16 protein-coding genes and 3 pseudogenes are annotated in these 19,498 nt (G+C 63.5%); 8 read left to right on the top strand and 11 right to left on the bottom strand.

The genetic code is table 11. The features are described 5' to 3' along the window. Positions 1 to 219 precede the first annotated feature (219 nt). A complete protein-coding gene (locus ABD742_RS13175; RefSeq protein WP_234750462.1) occupies positions 220 to 903 on the top strand; it encodes an alpha/beta fold hydrolase in 684 nt (227 codons plus the stop codon). A 727-nt stretch (positions 904 to 1,630) separates the two neighbouring features. Here ABD742_RS13175 and ABD742_RS13170 read toward each other — a convergent pair. Beyond that, the gene (locus ABD742_RS13170; RefSeq protein WP_234750464.1) at positions 1,631 to 2,305 is read right to left on the bottom strand and encodes a hypothetical protein; all 675 of its coding nucleotides are present in this window, start codon (positions 2,303 to 2,305) and stop codon (positions 1,631 to 1,633) included. A gap of 583 nt (positions 2,306 to 2,888) precedes the next feature. Between ABD742_RS13170 and ABD742_RS13165 the strand changes: the two are divergent. Beyond that, positions 2,889 to 3,090, top strand: a pseudogene (locus ABD742_RS13165) (flap endonuclease); the annotation flags it as partial. A 168-nt stretch (positions 3,091 to 3,258) separates the two neighbouring features. Here ABD742_RS13165 and ABD742_RS13160 read toward each other — a convergent pair. The 5 genes and pseudogenes from ABD742_RS13160 to ABD742_RS13140 form a co-directional block, all read right to left on the bottom strand. Then, positions 3,259 to 4,170 (bottom strand): AbiTii domain-containing protein, encoded by a 912-nt coding sequence (locus tag ABD742_RS13160; protein WP_234750466.1) that lies wholly within the window; start codon positions 4,168 to 4,170, stop codon positions 3,259 to 3,261. 195 nt (positions 4,171 to 4,365) lie between these two features. Continuing rightward, positions 4,366 to 4,685: pseudogene (locus ABD742_RS13155) on the bottom strand (transposase); the annotation flags it as partial. 71 nt (positions 4,686 to 4,756) lie between these two features. Continuing rightward, positions 4,757 to 5,345: pseudogene (locus ABD742_RS13150) on the bottom strand (transposase); the annotation flags it as partial. Between the two features lie 216 nt (positions 5,346 to 5,561). Further along, positions 5,562 to 5,816, bottom strand: coding sequence for a Txe/YoeB family addiction module toxin (locus ABD742_RS13145; RefSeq protein ID WP_234750468.1), 255 nt, complete (start codon positions 5,814 to 5,816; stop codon positions 5,562 to 5,564). Further along, positions 5,813 to 6,058 (bottom strand): type II toxin-antitoxin system Phd/YefM family antitoxin, encoded by a 246-nt coding sequence (locus ABD742_RS13140; RefSeq protein ID WP_234750470.1) that lies wholly within the window; start codon positions 6,056 to 6,058, stop codon positions 5,813 to 5,815. Before ABD742_RS13140 ends, ABD742_RS13145 begins: the two co-directional genes overlap by 4 nt. Before the next feature lie 259 nt (positions 6,059 to 6,317). Between ABD742_RS13140 and ABD742_RS13135 the strand changes: the two genes are divergently transcribed. Together ABD742_RS13135 and ABD742_RS13130 are read left to right on the top strand one after the other, a co-directional pair. Continuing rightward, positions 6,318 to 6,812, top strand: coding sequence for a DUF6932 family protein (locus tag ABD742_RS13135; protein WP_234750472.1), 495 nt, complete (start codon positions 6,318 to 6,320; stop codon positions 6,810 to 6,812). Beyond that, entirely contained in the window at positions 6,809 to 7,849 is a 1,041-nt protein-coding gene (locus ABD742_RS13130; RefSeq protein ID WP_234750474.1) for a hypothetical protein, read from the top strand. The genes ABD742_RS13135 and ABD742_RS13130 overlap by 4 nt, the downstream gene beginning before the upstream one ends. 1,640 nt (positions 7,850 to 9,489) lie before the next feature. On the opposite strand, the gene ABD742_RS13125 is transcribed toward ABD742_RS13130, so the two are convergent. Together ABD742_RS13125 and ABD742_RS13120 are read right to left on the bottom strand one after the other, a co-directional pair. After that, the gene (locus tag ABD742_RS13125) at positions 9,490 to 11,001 is read right to left on the bottom strand and encodes an aldehyde dehydrogenase family protein (protein WP_234750477.1); all 1,512 of its coding nucleotides are present in this window, start codon (positions 10,999 to 11,001) and stop codon (positions 9,490 to 9,492) included. Positions 11,002 to 11,039: 38 nt separating this feature from the next. Further along, complete coding sequence (locus ABD742_RS13120) at positions 11,040 to 12,617, bottom strand: AMP-binding protein (protein ID WP_234750479.1); 1,578 nt, start codon at positions 12,615 to 12,617, stop codon at positions 11,040 to 11,042. A gap of 329 nt (positions 12,618 to 12,946) precedes the next feature. On the opposite strand from ABD742_RS13120, the gene ABD742_RS13115 reads away from it, so the two are divergent. The 4 genes from ABD742_RS13115 (at position 12,947) to ABD742_RS13100 (ending at position 15,882) form a co-directional block, all read left to right on the top strand. Continuing rightward, a complete protein-coding gene (locus ABD742_RS13115; protein WP_234750481.1) occupies positions 12,947 to 13,402 on the top strand; it encodes a nuclear transport factor 2 family protein in 456 nt (151 codons plus the stop codon). A gap of 26 nt (positions 13,403 to 13,428) precedes the next feature. Beyond that, positions 13,429 to 13,938, top strand: coding sequence for a ketosteroid isomerase-related protein (locus ABD742_RS13110; RefSeq protein WP_234750483.1), 510 nt, complete (start codon positions 13,429 to 13,431; stop codon positions 13,936 to 13,938). Between the two features lie 81 nt (positions 13,939 to 14,019). Further along, positions 14,020 to 14,610 carry a flavin reductase family protein gene (locus ABD742_RS13105; RefSeq protein ID WP_234750484.1) on the top strand — a complete coding sequence of 197 codons (591 nt, stop codon included), beginning with the start codon at positions 14,020 to 14,022 and terminating at the stop codon, positions 14,608 to 14,610. A gap of 3 nt (positions 14,611 to 14,613) precedes the next feature. Then, positions 14,614 to 15,882 carry an acyl-CoA dehydrogenase family protein gene (locus tag ABD742_RS13100; RefSeq protein WP_234750485.1) on the top strand — a complete coding sequence of 423 codons (1,269 nt, stop codon included), beginning with the start codon at positions 14,614 to 14,616 and terminating at the stop codon, positions 15,880 to 15,882. Between the two features lie 124 nt (positions 15,883 to 16,006). On the opposite strand, the gene ABD742_RS13095 is transcribed toward ABD742_RS13100, so the two are convergent. The 3 genes from ABD742_RS13095 to ABD742_RS13085 all read right to left on the bottom strand — a co-directional run bounded on the left by ABD742_RS13095 (position 16,007) and on the right by ABD742_RS13085 (position 19,474). After that, positions 16,007 to 17,179 carry a LuxR C-terminal-related transcriptional regulator gene (locus tag ABD742_RS13095; RefSeq protein WP_234750486.1) on the bottom strand — a complete coding sequence of 391 codons (1,173 nt, stop codon included), beginning with the start codon at positions 17,177 to 17,179 and terminating at the stop codon, positions 16,007 to 16,009. Then, complete coding sequence (locus ABD742_RS13090; RefSeq protein ID WP_234750487.1) at positions 17,155 to 18,117, bottom strand: LuxR C-terminal-related transcriptional regulator; 963 nt, start codon at positions 18,115 to 18,117, stop codon at positions 17,155 to 17,157. The genes ABD742_RS13095 and ABD742_RS13090 overlap by 25 nt, the downstream gene beginning before the upstream one ends. Positions 18,118 to 18,310: 193 nt before the next feature. After that, complete coding sequence (locus ABD742_RS13085) at positions 18,311 to 19,474, bottom strand: TetR/AcrR family transcriptional regulator (protein ID WP_344788160.1); 1,164 nt, start codon at positions 19,472 to 19,474, stop codon at positions 18,311 to 18,313. Positions 19,475 to 19,498 lie beyond the last annotated feature (24 nt).

Below are 19,498 nucleotides of genomic sequence, written 5' to 3'. Positions count from 1 at the left end.
TCGGACCATGGGCTCCGGCGCGGGGAGTCTGTTTTGGCTCCGTGTTCCACAAGCGTCAGGATGTATGGCCCTTGGTGTGGACGAACGCGGCCGGGTCGAATTCGACGCGAGCGGGCTTGCATCACCCGGTCTTGTCCGAGACCGATTTTCTACTGACGGATGACGACGCGCGACCGGAAGTCTAGCGTTGTTCCTGTCCACCACAGTTAGGAGAAAACCATGAAACCAACGATCGTTCTCGTTCACGGCGGATTCGTCGACGGGTCAGGCTGGCGGGAAGTGTACGACGACCTCACCGCGGATGGCTTCGGTGTGCGCGTAGTGCAGAACCCTACCAAGTCCCTGGCTGACGACGTGTCAATCACCCGGCAGGTCCTCGACGAGGCAAATGGGCCTGTCGTGCTTGTGGGTCATTCGTACGGCGGAGCCGTCATCACCGAAGCGGGCAATCACGAAAAGGTAATGGCGCTCGTCTACATCACTGCGTTCGCACCGGACCAGGGCGAGTCCGTGAACTCCTTGCTCGAAACGTTCCCGACCGACGGTCCGCAGCCACCCATTCTGCCGCCCGTCGACGGATACCTCTTCCTCGACCGCGATAAGTTCTATGAGTCCTTCGCCGCCGACGTCACTCCTGCGGAAGGGGCATTCCTGGCCGACTCGCAGGTCCCGTGGGGCCTTGAAGCGGTCGGCGGAATCATTTCCTCAGCCGCCTGGCGCGTAAAGCCCAGCTGGTATCTCCACGTCACAGAGGACAAAATGATCCCGCCGGTCGCTCAGACCAGCATGGCGGAGCGCATCGGCGCAACAATCAGCGAGACACCGGGAAACCATGCCATATATGCGTCACGTCCCAAGGTGGTCGCCGACGTGATCAGGACAGCAGCTGCCTCGCTCGGCTGACCCGCAAGAAGCACCGCCACCACCCTTCCCCACCGGTGGCGGTGCTTCCTCCTGCACCATGCGGCCCAGTGAGGAGTTCAAGTTCTCTGGCGGCAGCATTGCTACGGTCAAGATGTTCCTGAAGGTCGCTGCCCTGGGTCCGCCGGAGAAGCCTGGCTCAGGCCGTCTCGTCGTCTGCGGTCAGCAGTACCGCAGTGATAAGGGGACTGTCTCCCGTGGCGCTGCTAATTCCTGTGTGAATCGGACGCTGACCGTGTTCGTGTAAATCATTCGCCGGTAGCCGAGAGCACGGTAGTTTGCCCAGATCGCGGCAAGATGCCGCTCTGCAAGATTGTGCTCCCGCGGTTGAGGGAAGGCCAGGTCTAGGTTGTCGCCTTCGATCACACAGTGTTTGACCTTTATGGCAGTGAGCTGGGCATGCAGTTCGAAAGCCACCGAGCTTTTCCCAACACCTGACCGGCGGCCAACAAACCTCGGAGCGGATGGTGCTCACCTCCGACGCCCATGCCTCGGCTTCGATGAATCGCATCTGCGCCCGGACGTCGCCGTGGGGGCGTGGACTCCACTGCGTGGCGAAGGAGGACCTCGTTACTGGTCAGGGACCAGGGTCAGGCAAGGAGGAAGTTGATGAGCTCGGTGACCTCCTCGGGCTTCACGATGGTGGGGTCATAGCAGAACGCAGTCGATAGGGGACGACCCATTTCGTGCCTCTAGAGGCACGTCAGCGCTACCCCGCGCTCGTACGTTCGAGGTACTCCGTAGTCCAGTGGTTGAGGAACAGTCCTCGGTCGTCTTTGGAATGCCACAGCTTGTGAATCGTCGGCTGGGAGAGAATTGAACGGCGCAATGGCTCCAGCGCATCGGCGACGATCTGCCCGAGGTGGCCGAGGATCTGAACCTGGCCCGTCGAGTGCCCCAAGAGCGTCGGGGACATGGTGCTCAAGGTTGGCTCGCCGGGCTCCTTCGGTATGCCGAAATGAACTCCGCCCTCGACGTGCGAGTAGTAGCGGATCACGCTCTTTACCGTGAGATCGTTGCCTTCGGCAACGCCGATGACGGTCCTGAGAAATTGCTTGAGGGTCAACGGCGACGGGTCCGGGTCGCCGACGATTCTCTCGTCTCCGATCCCGAAATAGCGCGTCAAGCCGTTGCCCGCAAGTCTGTCCTCCAGGTCGTTCCACGAATGGATGCGGAAATCCACCGGCACCTCTCGCCTCGCGGCACGAACCGTATGGAGCAGCGGCGCGTCATCGATCACGAGCTTGCGCAGCATTGGCGCGATGCCCGACAGCTCGTACCGCGTCTGCATCGCCGGGTCCTGGCACCTGCGGCGGATATCGTCGACGGTCTCCACAAACAGCCACTCGGCAAGGATCACCTGCTCGCCGATGCCCCATGCCATCAGCCTTGAGCCTGCTCGTCGGAGGCCAAGGGTAGGTGTGCTGAGCCAATTGCCAGGGTGAGCTCCCGCATCGATTCACCCTTCACCTGCCTCGTTGCCACGTATAGCTCCTCTCGACTGACCTCAGTATCGCACCACCCACCGCGTGCAGGTCCGCCTCGATGATCCGCATGACAGAGCCTGGCCGCCAGCGCTCGGAGAGCATCCGACGAAGCGTGCGGTTCCTCGTCCGGTTCTGTCGGGTTGGTCGTGGATGGCCAACACCAGTTCATGGTTCGGGGTTCCGGGTACAACATGATGAAACCGGCTTTGGCCCTGAAGCTTATTTCGAGGGCTACTCACGGTGGCAAGGGGGCTGCGCCTGTCCGCTTTGTCCTGCCAAAGGGGGTGTGGACAGTGTCCACACTTACGTCTGCTTTATGGAAGTGCCTATAGTGTTCCGCCCCTGAGCCGTCGACGTACATGCCGTCAATGCACGGCCGGGCTCGGCGCTACGGACCTCCATGGGGGAATGCATCGGGTCTTTTTGGCTGCTTGACCTAGCGAGCGGGTGCTCGTGAAAGGATTCTGAGAGGCATATGGCTTGCCCGAGCAGTACTCCGACGACGCCACGCTGCGCAGCGACGCCTCCGACGTGCTGCCGGGCGCGCCGCGATCGGCGAAAGGACGGCGGCGTCGTTGGCCCGGTGTTCGGCACGCTTGACGGGTTGCTCGCAGCCGCGATCGATCCAGGCAGCGGACTGTCCGCGCGCGTGAGGTCTAAACTCGCGGCCTCCGCCGGCTACTAGCAGGCTCGTCCGCCACTCGAGAGAGCTCGGGCTGATTCGCTTCAAGGCATAAGGTAATCCCATCCCATGGCTGATCTGCAATCCCTTGTCCTCGACGTATCCGGGGAAGTGGGATGATCACCTCAATTGGGCAGTCTTCCATACCCAAAGCCACACCCTTCATTTCTACTGATTTTGCCCGAGGAAGTGCTGGATCAGCTGATCGATTTGGCTTGTCGCAACCTCTGCGGAGACCTTGGTGCCGAGCGCCAGGGCACCTGATCTGATGCGATCCATGACAGCCTTCAGCTTCGAGGGCCTCTCAGCTTCCTCGGCGCCCGCGGCACCTTGCAGCTCGGTGATTATGGCATCGCCGACGCCGAGCGCGCGGACGGCCCGAATGAAGCCGTCAATGTCTCCCTTGTTGAGGTGGGTGGTCTGAGTGGTGTTGTCGCCGTGCGCGACGGTGGCCCCGTCGCCATAGATATGGTTGGTTACAAGGTAGATGGACTGCGCAATCTGGGGCTCGGCCACGGTTGGACCGTCTAGCGTGCCCGCCGCCGGATCGGTAGTTTGGAGGTTCAGAGCGAAGTCGAGGGCGGTGTTTCGGACCGTGTTAATGACTCCCCTCAATGCCGCACGCGTGACAACGCGCTGCGCGCTGAGAAGGCCCATCATCTCTATATGTGGGACTTTCCCCTCTTCGATCCACACGTTATACATCGCGACATGCTGCGGATCCCATGACACTCCCGGGTCGCTCGGAAGCCCAGCAAGGTCTTCCAGTTCGGCGAGCGACTGGTGCAGATTTGTTGTGAAAAGGGGATCTGCGGCTTCTGTCGGCACACCTGATGAGCTGACGGGTTGAGTTGCTGATGTTCCGAATGGTCCGGTCCACAGGCCCATGACGGGGGTGCCAAGCTTTGCCCGGTAAGCAGGCAGCGGGCCGAGGAGATACCCGTTCAACTCGCCCTTCACCCACCCGGTGATCTTCTCGGCTTCGACGTAGTGGCCAACGATCTGGACCTTGCGAAGAAGGTTGCTCGTGGTGACGCTGTCGTCCGTCGCGCCGCTAATGATGTCGTCGAGGAGGCTCATCCCTACATCATTGCAGGGGCATGGCGTTCTCCTGCAAACGGGCACCTGGCTCTGGCGCGCTGCGTCTAGCTAGCGCTTGCATCGGGAAAGTTTCAATGGGGGGACGACGACAAGTATCAACCCTCCGATGACCGTCTTTCAATCTAGGCCACCGCCACGGGAACACCGTCGGCGCCAAGATCCGTGGTCAGCGGGTACGGGAACACCGTCGGCGCCAAGATCCGTGACCAGCGGGTACGCCAAGATCCGTGACCAGCGGGTACATCATTTTGGGTTGATGTCCCTCGCCAGATAAGCAGCAGACCGGCGCAGAATCTCATTCTCCCCGCATCTCGGCCGACTTAGCCGCTGCCGGGCCGGCCCCGGATTCTTTACGCTCGGCGATGGCAATCCACCGTTTCAGCGTCATGACCGACAACCCGAAATCCTTCGCAATCTGCGCCAGCGGCGCCCCGCCCTTGCGGGCCACATCAATAGCATCCTGGCGGAACTCCGCCCCCATAAGCCGTGGGCATGGTCAACATCCTTCCACGAGCACCAGCTCGCTAGGTCAAGGAGTCAACAAAACCGGGGGCAGTCCCATGTCGGGTTTCCCTGGGCGGGTGTAGTCATACCCGGTGGAGTGGGCTGCGTTCAGCGCCTTGTCTCCGGGCACATCACGGCAGAAGCGGCGGATGGCGGCGATCAGCTGCGTGACCGTGTCCTGCCAGGCAACCGCGTCATCGAGCGCCGTTGAATCCAAAGCACGCCGACGCCTGCCCTTCAGGATCCCGGTTTCGGCGACGACTTCGGTGATCGCGTCCATGATCCGGTGCGGATTCGAAGTCGCGGCGAGCCGTTTGCGCCAATGCGTCAGCGTGGTCGGGTGGAACGCAGACTGGTTCAGCCCGTACCCGCAGGCGGCTTTCCTCCGCAGGTCAAACGTCAACGCCTCCGCAGTCTCGCGGTCCGAGAGCCCTTGCAGGGCCTGGAGCACCAGAACCGATCCGATCACCGGTGCCGGCACCGACGGGCGCCCTCGTCCCGAGCGGAAGAGATCCTCCATCACCGAATCCCGAAACAGCCGCCCCCGGTGCCCGGCCAGAAACGCGAAAACGCTGCCCGGGACCAACAACTCCCCGGCCAGCACCTCCACATCCAAAAAAACCCCGCTGCGCATCCTCACGACCCTGCATCAAACCAGTCTTAAATCACCGGTCCCAAAAGTCCACCGGACGCGCCTCACTCCCGCCGATTATTCAGCGCACTCCTAGGCCGCAGCGTGGCCTACCGCCTCCCACTCATTTGTAGGAGTTTCTGGCCGTCCCGCCTTCTTATATTAATTCGCGGTCTGGATCCGACAGGCGTCCCGGATGTATACCCAAGTTGCAGACCGGAAGGAGTCTACGCCGCTAGTAGTGGTGCCGAGCGGCGACAACGACGATTTGTGCCTCCTCGACCGCATATACAAGTCGATGTTCTTCGGTGATGCGTCGAGACCAGTACCCGGCAAGCTGATGTTTGAGTGCCTCCGGTTTCCCAATGCCTTCAAAGGGTGTTCGGAGGCACTCGTTGATGAGCAGATTGATCCGCTTCACCATGGCCTTGTCGTTCTTGATCCAGTATTGGTAGTCATCCCAGCCGTTCGGCGTGAAGGCCGTGTTCATTCCTCCAGAGCCCGCTCGGTCGCCGTCCCAGCTCTGTGCTGGGCAATGCTCTCTAGCAGGTGAGCCGCGTTAGCAGGCGTACGTAGCAAGTACGCGGTTTCCTCAAGCGCTTCAAAGTCAGCCAGTGACATTAACACGGCACTGCCCTTCTTCGAAATGATCTCCACTGGAACGTGGTCGTTGTTCACCTGCTCGATGAGCGGAAACAGCTTGGCTCGCGCGTCTGACGCAGTGATTGCCATGAGAACCCTCCCGGAGTACTTGAATGGTACTACATATGGTACAACAATCTGGTTCCGGTGCATAGCTCAGGCTCGTCGCTTGCCCAGTTTCCCTCCGGTGATGTTGAGGGCACCCATGCCCAGCCTTTTCGAGCCCTGTTGCTGATTTGACCAATTGGCGAGCCTCGCGAGCGAGCGCCACTCGCATACGCATAGACTTGGGCCCCAAGCGCTATGAAGCATCGCGGGAGTAGCAGTGCAGGGTAAGGGGGGTGACTAGGTGCTGCCAGCACTTGAAGGGGAGTATGGACTTCTACCAGCTTCCGAAAGCCCCCACAGGGCAACGCTCGAAGAAATATTCGATCTTTTTGTCACTGCGGCGCCGTACTCTGAGGATAGAAAGTCGCTTTGGATGGTTTTTCCTTCGTATGTGAACAAACTCAGAGCGACGTTTCCGACTTGCCGGGTTCTCCTGGACGGAGGATTCACAACCCATAAGCCATGGGCAGCTCCAAGCGACATCGACGTGTCGGTCGGAGTAGATCGTTTGCACTTCAATGCACTCCAGGACTGGCAGCAAGCAGAACTATTCAATACGGTCGCCGCAGGGGGGCAGAAGATAAGAGTCATGGGGGGAGCGATAGATGCCTCTCGCTTCCAGCTCGGGAACCCAGACAAGCTGGCGTACTGGCACGAGCACTGGTCTAGTGTTCATTCGGCCGATCGGACAATTGTCGAAGGCCTGAGGAAAGGCTATGTGGAGGTGACAGAGTGACTTACACAAATAGGCAGAGACTCTTCGCCGCTGCTTGGCAATCAATCGATGGAAGCGATGACCTCTCTCGCGGGGAGCGTATGGACCTGCGCTTCAATGCCATGGAATCCGAGGATTTGGCCGAGGTCTATATGGACCTAACCGGATTCGCCCCATCTGCAGGAGAAGTCACGACTGACCTCTGGGCGCTCGGGAAAAAAGGGATTAGGGCAAAGCTGTATGGTGGAGCTATCCGGGGCCATGCTGGCCCTGCACACCCGGTTTATCGGTCAATACTGGCGCTCAACGACGCTGTAGTGACGCTGGTTAATCGTCAACTCGAGAAGCCATACATGGCGATCACCGATTCGGTCAGAGAGAGGCTCGGCTTGTGGGGGTTGGCTCCGCAGCCCGGTTCCGTGATTCTTGAACTGGTTGCCCCGCCCGCCGACTTCGGGGAAGCACGTCGACCTCACGCCGGCCTTAGCGACTCTCCATTCCCAGGATTAGAACACTTAGAAACTCCTGCAGAACGGTCGATTGATGAACTCTTTTCCGTCCTTACAGCAGTAAAGGAATTTAGGGATCAGCCCCTGCAACTGGAGGACAAGCTGGTGGAGCTCGGGGCGGACGCCACCAAGAGCCTGGACCGCTTTGCCCAACGCTGCTCAGAAATTGGCGTCACCGTCGACTTGGATGACAGAACGCCTCGAGGTGCAGCACTGGTCTTCAAGCCTGACGACGCCAAGTATTTGCACCGGACCATCAAGACGCTTCGCCTCGATGAAGACTTGAAGATAGTTGAAGGAATGTGGCGAACGGCAAGTCTGGAGCGACGGATCTTCGACCTCATTGTTGAACATCAGGATGGGCCTAATGAGCGTCTTTCTGGAATCGTGCCAAAAACCCTCATGTCGGCCTCGGCTGATGCCTTCAATAAGTACGTCGAGGTGGAGTTCAGGGAGTACCGGCGGGGTGGGGAAGAAGGATCGCTGAGAAGAGTGCTTGAGAAGATCACCATTCTTCGACCTGGGGCACCTCGGGCCGCCGAGCGATAGTCGTCTTGCTACTCTCTTGATGCTGCGATACGGAACCGTCCTTCCGAGGGACGCCCGGCGCGTGGGGCTACGGTCGTTCGGAGGGCCGGTCCCGCGAAGATGAAGTATCCGGATGACAAACACCATCGACGATTCTTGGCTGCTCATGGAGTCGTTGGAGGAGAGCAGCGTGATGCATGCGTGGGGGACTAGCTTCTGGAATCGACTCCTGCTCCTTGCCCAGTCTAGATGTCGGTTTCACCGGCTCTAAGGCGTATCGCAGTGCAAGTTTGTCGATTTTAGAGACAGAGCTCTTCGGCGACATCTATCTTCTGAGGCCGATAGCGGATGCTCCGTCACAAGCCGGGAGCGCTCTTGATGCCGGGTTGAGCCAGGGGACACGCTATCTCTGGATTCGCCACTAGTGTCTTCCGTGCAGCTAACGGCGCAGCCGGTCATGCCACTTCCTCCCTTCAGCCCATAGAAGTCAGAAGGGAGGAAGAAGCGCCATGAGGAATTTAGAGCCGGCAGTGGTGTTCCGACCGGACATGGGTCCAGAACCGGCTGTCGAGGATCCCGGTCCGGAAGACTTTCGCTACTACATAGAGTTGCCGCGCACCTTGTCAGGGAGCGCGGCGGTCGGCTCTGTGTTACTCGAAGTCTGTCGGGGGAGGGGTGTTGACACTGTCAACAGATTTCGCTTCGGACTCGGTCGTACATCGGCCGGACTGGGCCGGATTGGCTATGTTTTCTGGAGTTCCCAGTGTTTGCAAGGGTTGGAATGCGGTTCGAGTCCCACCTCGGGCACAGTGTTGTCGCAGGTCAGGGGCCTATTTGGCCCCTGACTGTGTACAAAACTTCAAAATGTGTGTACAGCGGCCTAGCTTTTTTGTGTGGCCAGCATTCGCAAGCGCATGAAAAAGGACGGTACATCGTCCTTCATGGTGCTTTGGCGAGACCCGAAGAGCCGCGAGCAACATGGACCCATGGGATCCACCGTCTCCCTTATGTGCGGAGGCTACAACCGACGTCCGTATTTGGGAGCAATACCTGCTCCTATAGGCTTGCGCTGCCGTTCAGGGTCGCTTGCGTGATGGCCAAAGGGCCCACATTCACATCCCGGGGTGGGGCCATTTAAAATGGCTCTTGGGGCCCGAACTAACTTGACATGATCATTCGGGTCTCACCGGTCCTCCTCTGCGCGCCCCGGAGACGGTAAATGAGACCCAAACGAACAATCCCCAGAGGGCTGGGACCTAATAGCGAGGACCGCGAACGCGTCCGGACACGGAGTCTTGGACCTGCCCCCGGTTTTGGCCTTCCACTGCTGTGGAAGGCGCAGACTTTAGTTGCAGGAGGGACGCATAAACCCCTGGAGTGCCGGGGCGTAATCGACCTTGGTCGCAGGCCGCACCGACGCCGGTCCGAGCACGTGAAATCGCGGCAGCATGGCTGTCACTGTCGTCGGGCGTCTCCGGACAGGCCAAGCGACTGTTGCGGCAGCACGGCAGCGATCGCTGAAGGACAGCTTGGCCGATGAGGCGCGAACGATCGGCGCGGCACATTCTTCGCCGGACGCCACCCCGCGCGTCCAGGCGTTCAGCCGCATGTCGAAGGGAGCCTCCCCTCACGAGGAGAGACCCCCTTCGCGCCTAACCGGATCAGACCAGGACGGGTGGGTTCACAACGATGGCGAAGGCACGCTCCGCCAGACTGGCCGAGCGGTTGATCGAGATGTACTTCTGCTCGGTGTATTCGTCGAGCGAGTCGGGGCCGCCCTCGCGCCCCAGGCCGCTCTGCTTGTAGCCGCCGAAGGGGTAGGCGGGGTGGATGACGTGCCAGTCGTTCACGTAGACCATGCCCGCTTCCAGCTGGCGTGCGACATCGAGGGTCCGTGCTTCGTCCGCGCCCCAGACCCCTGCGGACAGGCCATAGTTCGTGTCGTTCGCGATAGCGATCGCCTCGTCGACCGTATCGTAGGTGAGCACGACGAGCACCGGCCCGAAGACCTCGTCGCGGGCGATCGGGTCCAGATTGGTCACATCGGCGATGATGGTGGGTTCGACCCAATTGCCCTTGGTGAACTGTTCGCCGGAGGGGATCCCGCCGCCGAGAGCGATGCGCGCGCCGGCCGCCTTCGCGTCGGCGATGTAGCGGAGCACGCGCTGCTGCTGCTCCCTGGTGATTAGCGGCCCGATTGTGGTCGCGACGTCCGTCGGGTCGCCGACGACTAGCGTCCGGCCACGGTCGACGAGGCGTTCGATGATCTCCTCCTTGCGCGCCGCAGGGATGATCAGCCGGGTACCCGCCTCACAGGCCTCGCCGTTGTTGGCGTAGCAGGCGAAGAGCGCGCCGTCGACGGCGACATCCAGATCGGCGTCGTCGAGGATGATGTTGGGGCCCTTGCCGCCGAGCTCCAGGGTGACGCGCTTGAGCGTGTCCGCCGAGGATCCGAGGATGCTCTTACCCACCACCGTCGATCCGGTGAAGGCGACTTTGCGCACATCCGGATGCGAGGCGAGGTGCGCGCCGACGGGCTCGCCGTCGCCCACGATGACGTTGAGGACGCCGGCTGGCAGCCCGGCCTCGTGGAGGGCTCTGGCCATTTCCAGTGGAAGAAGCGGTGCATGCTCGTCGGGCTTGAGGACAACGGTGTTTCCGGCGGCCAGCGCCGGCGCGATTTTCCACACGGTCGTCAGCAGGGGGATGTTCCACGGCACAATCGCGGCCACGACGCCCAACGGCTCACGACGCAGCACACCGTCTGCCGGGATCGGCCCGATCTCGGGGCCGTCCGACTCGAACTCGTATTCGCGGGCGAGCTGCGCGACGTACTGCAGCTGCGCGATCCCTAGTCCGAGGTGCAGGGCGCTCGTGATGCGGAGCGTGGCGCCGTTCTCGCGGCTTTGCAGGAACGCGAGTTCGTCGGCGCGCGCCGCGAGGCTGGCCGCCGCGGCATCCAGTACCGCGGCCCGGTCGGCGGGCGAGGAATTGCGCCATGTCCCTGCGGCGTGAGCGGCCTTGGCCGCTGCTACAGCACGGTCGACGTCGGCGACGCCCGCCTTGGCGACGGTGGCGACGACCTCGTCTGTCGCAGGGGAGTGGATCGTATACGTCTCGCCGGTGTCGTGCCATTGGCCGTCGATGAGTTGCGAGTAGTGCGGAACAGCCATTGTTCTCTCCTGGGGGTTGTGCGGATGTGGTGGGTGGATCAGCTGACTTGGCGGACGCGCCCGGCCCAGAACGGCTCACGGAGCGATTTCTTGTCGACCTTGCCGGCGGGGTTCACCGGGAGCGCGTCGATGACGTCGAGCGTCTTCGGGGCGGGGATGCTGCCGAGCTCGGCCTTGACGTAGTCAATGAGCTCTTGCTTGGATGCCGCGGCTCCCGCCTTGAAGACCACGAACGCGTGCACGGCCTCTCCCCATTTCTCGTGCGGTATGCCGATGACGGCGCTCTGCGCGATCGCGGGATGCGTGGCGAGGACGTCCTCGACCTGCCGTGGGAAGACGTTGAAGCCGCCCGAGACGATCATGTCCTTCTTGCGGTCGATGATGTAGAGGAACCCGTCCTCGTCGAGACGGCCGATGTCGCCGGTGTGCACCCAACCGTCCCGGAGCGCCTCGCTGTTGCGTGCGGGATCCACGTAGGTCAGCATCTGGCCAAGCTGCCTGGTTGTGACCTCGCCCGACTCACCGACGGGCAGCACCCGGTCGAACTCATCCTGGATCGTGACCTGGACGAAGGGGAGAGGACGTCCCGCCGATGCCAGCCGTTCGATGGCTTTCGGACTGTCCATGCGGTGATCCGTCTTGCGCATGGCTGAGACGTATCCCGGCTCGGTGCCGGCGTAGGTCTGGATGAAGATCGGACCGAGGATCTCGAGAGCCTGCTTGAGGCGCTCCGGCGCAATCGGCGCGCCTGCGTAGATCATCGTGTTCAACGTGGAGAGGTCGTAATCCTCACGATGGGGGTGGTCCAGCAACAGATACACGATCGTCGGCACGACCGCGGTCGCGGTGACCCTGTACTTCTGAATTGATGACAGCAGCACGTCGACGTCGAGTCCGGGCAGCATCACGTTGGTGCCTCCGCGGATGAAGGTGGGCATGACAAAGATCTGCGTGTAATGGGTGAGCGGTGCGCCGTGCGCGAAGACCTCGCCCCACCGGATGTCTCCGATCTCCAGTCCAGCGGTGATGCTGTAATGCGCCCAGGTGAAATGCGTGTTCACCACACCCTTGGGCTCTCCCGTGCTCCCGGAGGTGAAGAGCACGTACGCCTCATCCGATTCCTCCAGCCCCACCTCCGGCCGCGACCCGGCGTCAGCACCGGTGATGAAGTCCTCGAAAGCGAGTACGCTCTGCAGCGCCTCTGCCGTCGGAGCACCCTCACCGCCGATCCGTATGATGCGCACGAGCTCAGGGAGGTCAGGCGCAATCGCGGCCACGACGTCGTCGAACTGCGCCTGATAGACCAGAGTGGTCGCGTGCGTCTGAGTCAGCGTCGCTCGGAACTGATTCGCGACCTGGCGCGTAGGCATCTGCACGAGCACGCCGCCGGCGGCCCAGATGCCGTGCTGCACCGGGATGAACTCGAGGACGTTCGACAGCAGCAGGCCGACGCGTTCACCTTTGCGGAGTCCCGCGTCGACGAGCGCTGCGGCGATGCGGTTGCGCAGGGCACCGAGCTCGGCATAGGTGAGCCGGCGGTCGCCCTCGACGATGGCAAGGGAATTACGGTTCTCAAGAATCGTGCGGTCGAGAACATCAGGAAGGGTGCCCCACATGTGTCGCTTCTCCTCGTTGAATAGCGGTGTCGGAACTGCGGGTTCAGCAGCGGTTCCTTCGGGTAGATCCGACGCTATGCGCTTTTCGCGGCGAAGACGACCCTCGAACGGGTGAATCGCCTCACCCGCTGGGGGGAGAGGGGTGCGCGTCTGCCCCTCCCGGCGGTGTCGCCGACAGCCACCGAGCGCTGGACAGTCTCCCCCCGAGGACTCACCCGTTCGCGTTGCGGATTCCCCCCGACGGGTGATTTCGGCGGCGCCGGCCCTTACTACCTTTGGGAAGACGAGTTCGCATGACACCGACGTCGTGCAGAAAGAGAGAACGAACCATGAGCAATCAGTTCCATACGGCAGTCAAGTGGCTGAAGGCGTTCCGCTCCAGTCCGGAGGACGTCGTCGCGATGTACGCGGAACCTTTCGTGTTCACCGACCCGATCCTCGATCAGCACGGCATCACCTCGCGTGAGGATCTGCTGCGCGTGTTCGGGCCTTATGCGAACGCCGACACGACGAACGGGATCGGAATCAACAACTTCCGCATCGACGAGGTCATCGGCGATGAGCAGGCGGCGGTGTACCGCTGGACGTGGGAGGCGAGGAAGGCTCAGGCGTTCCTGGGCATCCCGACCCCGGACCGGACCCCTGGTTCGCGCGGTCTGACCCTGCACTTCTACGATCGGGAAGGCCGGATCACCCGTGACGAGAGCTACTGGGACGCGGTGAGCGCTCTCGCGCCGTTCGTGCCGCAGATCGATCGTGCCAACAAGTTCAAGCCCGTCTCCTAGCCGACCCGATACGACAAGGATCTGACATGACCATCACTACTGACACCCGGACCGCAATCGCAGACGTTCATGCAGCGAAGTGGGCCGCCGCGCTTACGGAGAGTATCGACGCGGCACTCGCGCTCTATGCCGGCGAGTTTGTGTTCGACGACACCGCGGACGACGATCACGTGACCGACACCGCCATCACGAAGGACGAGCTGCGTCCGAAGCTGGCCCCCTTCTCGAACAAGGACAGCGCCAATGGTTCCGGCATCCATCGTTTCGAGATCCGCGAGGCCTTCGACCTGACTGGCGACGACGGCCTCCGCGCCGTCGCGATCCTCTGGACCTGGACGGGTAAGGACCTCGAGACGTACCACGGTCTGCCCGTCGGCGGGCGGACCCTCTCCACGATCGGCCTCACCTGGCAGCAGCTCGACGCCGACGGCCGGATCACCCGCGAGTCGACCTACTGGGTCGACACGCCCCTGCTCGGCGAGCTCGGTGTGCCGGTGCAGACGGTGCACTACTGGAAGGAGGGCTTCGGTGCGTGACTCCTCGCTCCCGCCCTCGCGGGCGGGGGCGACCGGGCCCCAGCCGGCAAGCAGGAAGGGATTGACATGAGTGTGAATGCCGTGAGAAACGGTGATGCAGCCCCCGCCGTGGGCGAACATGCGCGGAGAATTGCCGGGGGCCTGACCCCGGACGAGTTCAAAGGAGCGTTCCGCAACCATCCGGCCGGTGTCGCCGTGGTCACCGCCGACGCGGGCGCGGGACCGGTGGGGCTGACGGCGACGTCCGTGTTCTCGGTCAGCACCGAGCCGCCGCTGCTGGTGTTCTCCGTGTCGGAGCTCTCCTCGAGCGGGCCGACCATCCTTATGGCAGACACGCTCGTCGTGCACCTGGTCGGTTCAACGCAGCTTCACCTTGCCCAGCTTTGCGCGACGAGCGGGATCGACCGCTTCGCCGACACGACGCTGTGGGGCCGTCTGGACAGCGGCGAGCCGTACTTCCCGTCTGCCAGCGTCTGGATCCGCGGCCGCGTTGTCGACCGGCTGGACGCCGGCACCTCGACGCTGGTCGTCGTGCACGCGTTGGAGACCCAAGCCCCGGTCGCGGGCAGCGACGCGGCCAGCGCCGCCGAAAGTCAACCGCTTGTCTATCACAACCGTGCCTGGCATGCACTGGGCGAGAACTCTCTTATACCCCCAACAGAAGGACATTGACTCATGGGCAAGCACGATAATGTACTGTCCCCGTCCGAACGCGACGAGATCGTCGGGCGGGCAACGAAGCTAGCCGCCGATTTCGCTGCGGCCGGCGCCGCCGCGGACTCCAACAACAGGTTCCCGCTGGAGCTCGTTCCGCTCTACAAAGCGTCGGGGCTGCCGAAGATCGCGGTCCCCAAGCAATACGGCGGCGATGGCGCGGACATCTGGACGACCGCGCTCGTGTCCCGGGAGCTCGCGAAGGGCGATCCCGCTATCGCGCTCTCCTTCAACATGCATCAGACGATGATCGGAATCTTCCGGGGCCTGCTCGACGAGGACAGCAGGAAGCGCGTCTTCGGCAGGATTGTGGAGGAAAACCTGCTGGTCTCCGGGCCTTTCAGCGAGGACCGTGCGGGGCTGTCGGGTCTCGCCGACACGATCGCTGTCCCGGACGGCAGTGGCGGCTGGCGCGTCAGCGGCAAGAAGTCGTGGGCCACCCTCATCGAGGCGGCCGACCTCGTCGCCTTCAACGCGACGATCACCGACGAATCGGGGCACCTGCCGGACAGCTTCGTCGAGCACGCCTCGCGGGAGGCCGTCTTCGTCATTCCCGCAAACAGCCCTGGTCTGAGCGTCGTCCGCACCTGGGACACGCTCGGCATGAGGGCCACCGGCACACAGACGCTCGTTTTCGACGAAGTGAGTGTCCCTGCTGAGGCCTATGGCGGGAACTTCCGCGAGGGTCTGTTCGGCGAGTTCGAGTGGGCGTCAATGAGCTTCGCCAGCGTGTACCAGGGACTCGCGGAGAAGGCCTATGAGGCGGCCAAGGCGATCCTTCGCAAGAAGACACTCGGCGCCACCCAGGAGGGCCAGGACGTCGCCCTGAAGAACGTAGGCTTCGTGCAGTACAACCTGGGCAAGCTTAAGACGGATGTCGAGGCCTCCGCCCGCGTCCTGGAGGCGACGGCGCAGATCCTCGTTGACGGGCGGGACGGGCAGTGGAACCCTGCATCGCGGGTCGCGTTCCTCGATGTGGGCAAGGTGACGGCGACCGAGACGGCCATCCGCGTTGCCGATGGCGCCCTACGCCTGGTCGGGGGCCAGGCGTTCCGGCGCGGTCACGTCCTGGAACGGTTGTACCGGGATGCCCGCGGCGGCCCCTTCCACCCGCTCACGACGGATGCGGCGTACGACCTCATCGGGCGCAGCGAGCTGGGGCTGTTCGACCCGCCTGCGGAACCGGCTTCGGTGGCCGAAGAGCCTGCGGAGGCCGTCGCTGTGTCCTAGCCTTCCGGGTCGTCGAACGGGGAAGCGAGACGCAACGTCCTGGACGGATGCTGCGTCTCGCCCTCGGCTCGCGACGCGCGCCCCGGCCGATGGCCGGGCGAGGGTGGCCCTCGCTCCGGCGCCGTCAGGCACTGAGATACCGAGCCACCGCCTGGGATCGATTGCTCGTGCCGAGCTTGCGGAGGATGTGCTTGACATGCGACTTGATCGTGTCCGGCGCGATGACGAGGCGGTCGGCGATCGCCGCATTCGTTAGCCCGTCAGCCATAAGCCGCAGCACCTCCGCCTCGCGTCTGGTGAGCTCGTCGAGCCCAGTCCGTTCGCCTATGACACGCACAGCGTCGAGTGGGGCATGTGCAGCGTCGCCGGCGGCGCTCAGCTCGGTGAACGCCATGATGCTCTCCGCCGCGTCGATGAGGATGTCCCGCGTCTGCTGTCGCTGCTGCCGGAGCGCTTCCTGCAAGGCGGATCGCTCGCTGAGGAAGCCCACGCCGCTCGCGAACGCCCACAGCACGTCGCGGTCGGCCTCGGTCACCCGCGCGCCCGGCATGAGATGGTCCGCGTGCAGGAAACCGACGACCGCCCCCCTGGACACCAGCGGCGCGACGACGTACGAGCGCGAATGGCCGGAGTCCACGATGATCGGCCGATGAACGGGGGCTGCCTCGGTATCGAGCACGAGCACCGGCTGACGAGTCGTCAGCAGCTGGTGCTCGGGCGCGCGCACATCGATGGCGATGGCCGATCCCACCCAGCCGGGGAACCACTTCGCGAGCTCGTCCTTCGCAGTAGAGTCCGCGATCCAAGGCTTCCAGACGGCGCCGCTCACGCGGGAGAGCACCGCGCGGCCGAACCCGCACTGGCGGACGAGCTCGGCGCAGACCCTCTCGAGCGGGTCGCCGATTCCGTTACCGGCCCGCAGGGTGGCGAGTGCACGGGAGGCGCCGCTGAGACGGACCGATAGGACGTTCATGGCGTGCAACTGCAAGTCAAACGACACCCGCTGGAGCTCTCCGAGGATACGCGTCAGCCGACCGCGCGCATCCTCCGAGCTCTCCCCGGCCAGCCGCGACATGGTCCGATCGGTGAGCTCTGCGACGGCCTCGGCGGCGTCGAGGACGATGCCGCCGCGCAGATCCGGAAGCGTAATCGATGAGCCAGTCTCGCTCTCCCATGCGATGACGATCGCGCCGATCCGGGCGAGCAGGCCGGAGGTCTCGCCGCCCCGATCGGTCGATTCTCCTGATGCGAGGCGAATCCCTTGCCTTCCTGTCACGATGCCCGCAGTTCCTGCCATCTAGTGTGACGCCATGCGTGCGCGATGGACTCCGATCGCGTGCTGGCTCCCTGCTTCCTGAAGATTTGCTTGACGTGGGACTTGACGGTGCTCTCCGAGAGGAAGAGACGATCGGCGATGCCGCGGTTCGTCAGCCCTTCGGCCATCAGTGCGAGAACCTCGGCCTCGCGATCCGAGAGCCCCCACGGATGGGACGCCGGCTGGAGCGCGTGCGGTGCCGGCGTACGGGCGTTCAGCACGACGCTCAGTGAGGGGGTGCCCTGCTGACTCAGGACGGACTCGGCGCGCGCCAGCGCCGAGCGGACTTGCTCGCGCTCCGCGGCGATCCGTGCATCGAGCGCGATGGATTCGAGCGCGAGTCCGAGCAGATCGGCGAAGTGCCGCACGATGTCGTGGTCGGCCTCGGAGACGGGGTGCCGATTCGCACCGTGATCGGCATGGATCAGCGCGACCGCCTCCTCACCGACGATGACGGGCGCCACGATGTACGAGCGGGTGCGGATCGCATCGACGAATGGATGATGCGTGCGTGAATCGGTCTGCGCGTGCTCCACGAGCTGCGAAGTCCTGCGACGCACGACCTGGGTCTCCACCATCGTGGAGCACAGCGGCACGCGCAATGCGGCCAGCAGGGACTCCAGCCCGCGTTCCTGTTCGTGCTCCAGTTCGGAGGAGTGCCAGTGCCGGGGGACCCACAGTGATCCTTCGATGCGCGAAAGGAGGACCCTGGCGAAGTGACCAGCGGGGGCGAACGTCCTCGCCGCGGCCGCCAGGGCGTCGTCCACGCTGCCCAGATCGCGCAATCGGGAGATGGCATCGTGCACGTCGCCAAGACGAGCGGGACGGACCTCTGCCGGGTCCGCGTTGTATTGTCCAGGATCGCTGAACGGATTCGGCGCGGGCCGACCGGTCCGCAGTTCATATTTTGTCGTTGACATCATTGTCTTCCGGAGCAAAGGGAAACGGAACCATCCACGATCTGTGGTTACGCGTGATTCACTTACCGGCAATTCTCACCCGATGATCACGAAGTGTCAATGCTTTCGGGCCTTTCGGGATGCCCCGCAAGAAGCGGGTGCTTTGCCGCTCGAGGCGCGTCTTCTGAGACACGATCCTCCATGAAAGCAGTCCTTAGTTTTCCAGCACGCTGACGGCCAGGTCCACGATGTTGCGGACGACGCCCGGGTGGCTGCTGAGCCGGGTTGTGCGGACGGCGTCGTTGACGATGGCGAGGGCGGCGTGCACGCGGAAGCGCGTCACGGCCCGGTCCTGCTCCGGCCGGGCAGCCGCCTGCAGGGCGAACCACTCCGAGACGTACTCCCGCTGCGCGGCGCGAAGCCTGCGGCGGTCCGGCTCCGGGATGTTCGGCAGCTCGGTCACGAGCACTCCCAGCAGGTCGCGATGACGCGTGGCGAAGGAGACGTACGCCGTCACGGTCGCGCGAAGAGCCTCACGCGGGGATGCCGCACCCGCCAGCGCATCGGCGAGTCCGACGTGCAGAGCTTCCGTCGCGCGCGTCATGATCGCGGTGAGGAGGTCGCCCTTGGTGGGGAAGTGACGGTAGAGACTCGCGCTCGTGGCGCCGACGGCGGCGCCGATGTCCTGCATGGTCACGGTCTGGTAGCCCTTGACGCTGAATAGGCGGGTCGCCGCAGCCATGATCGCACTGGGTCGCGATGATGACGTCACCCCATCCGGCTCGGGCTGGGGCCGGGCGCCGTCGCGGCCGGTGAGCGGCGTTGCCACCGCGATCATGCTCAACTCGATCAGCAGCGCGATCATGCGATCTGGCGGCAGGGTCGTCTGGTGGTAGGCGGGACTGGTGAGCACGGCGATGACGGCCATCGCCGTCAGCTCGGGGTCGCCGCCCTGCGTGCGCTCGCGGATGAGTCCTTCCAGCGTGCCGCGCACCTCGAAAAAGGGCCCGCGGATGCGCTGCTTAGCCGGATCGTCGAGATGGCGGGACTCCCTGCTCCACAGCAGGCCCATCCGCGGCCGTCCGCCGAAGGCACGGGCGAGCACGGCGATCGCCGAGTCGATGTCGCGCGGCGCGGCCTCAGCGAGCGCGGAGCTCACCGCCTGGAACTCGCTCGCCAAGGCCAACTCGAGCAGCTCGTGCTTGTTTCTGAAATGACGGTAGAGCGCACTCGCGCCGATGCCGGCCGCGGCGGCGATGTCCTCGGTGTTGACGTTGTGGTAGCCGTGCTCGGCGAAAAGATCCGCGGCCGCGCGCAGGATCATCTCGCGACGATTGCGCGGCCGGGTGCGCGGCCGGGTGGGCGTAAGAGATGCCACGGGCAGTCCTCTCTCGGATCCAGG

The organism is Arthrobacter ramosus (assembly GCF_039535095.1).
Classification (GTDB): domain Bacteria; phylum Actinomycetota; class Actinomycetes; order Actinomycetales; family Micrococcaceae; genus Arthrobacter; species Arthrobacter ramosus.
Note: the sequence above shows the minus strand (reverse complement) of the source record. Positions and strands in the feature narration are given on the sequence as shown.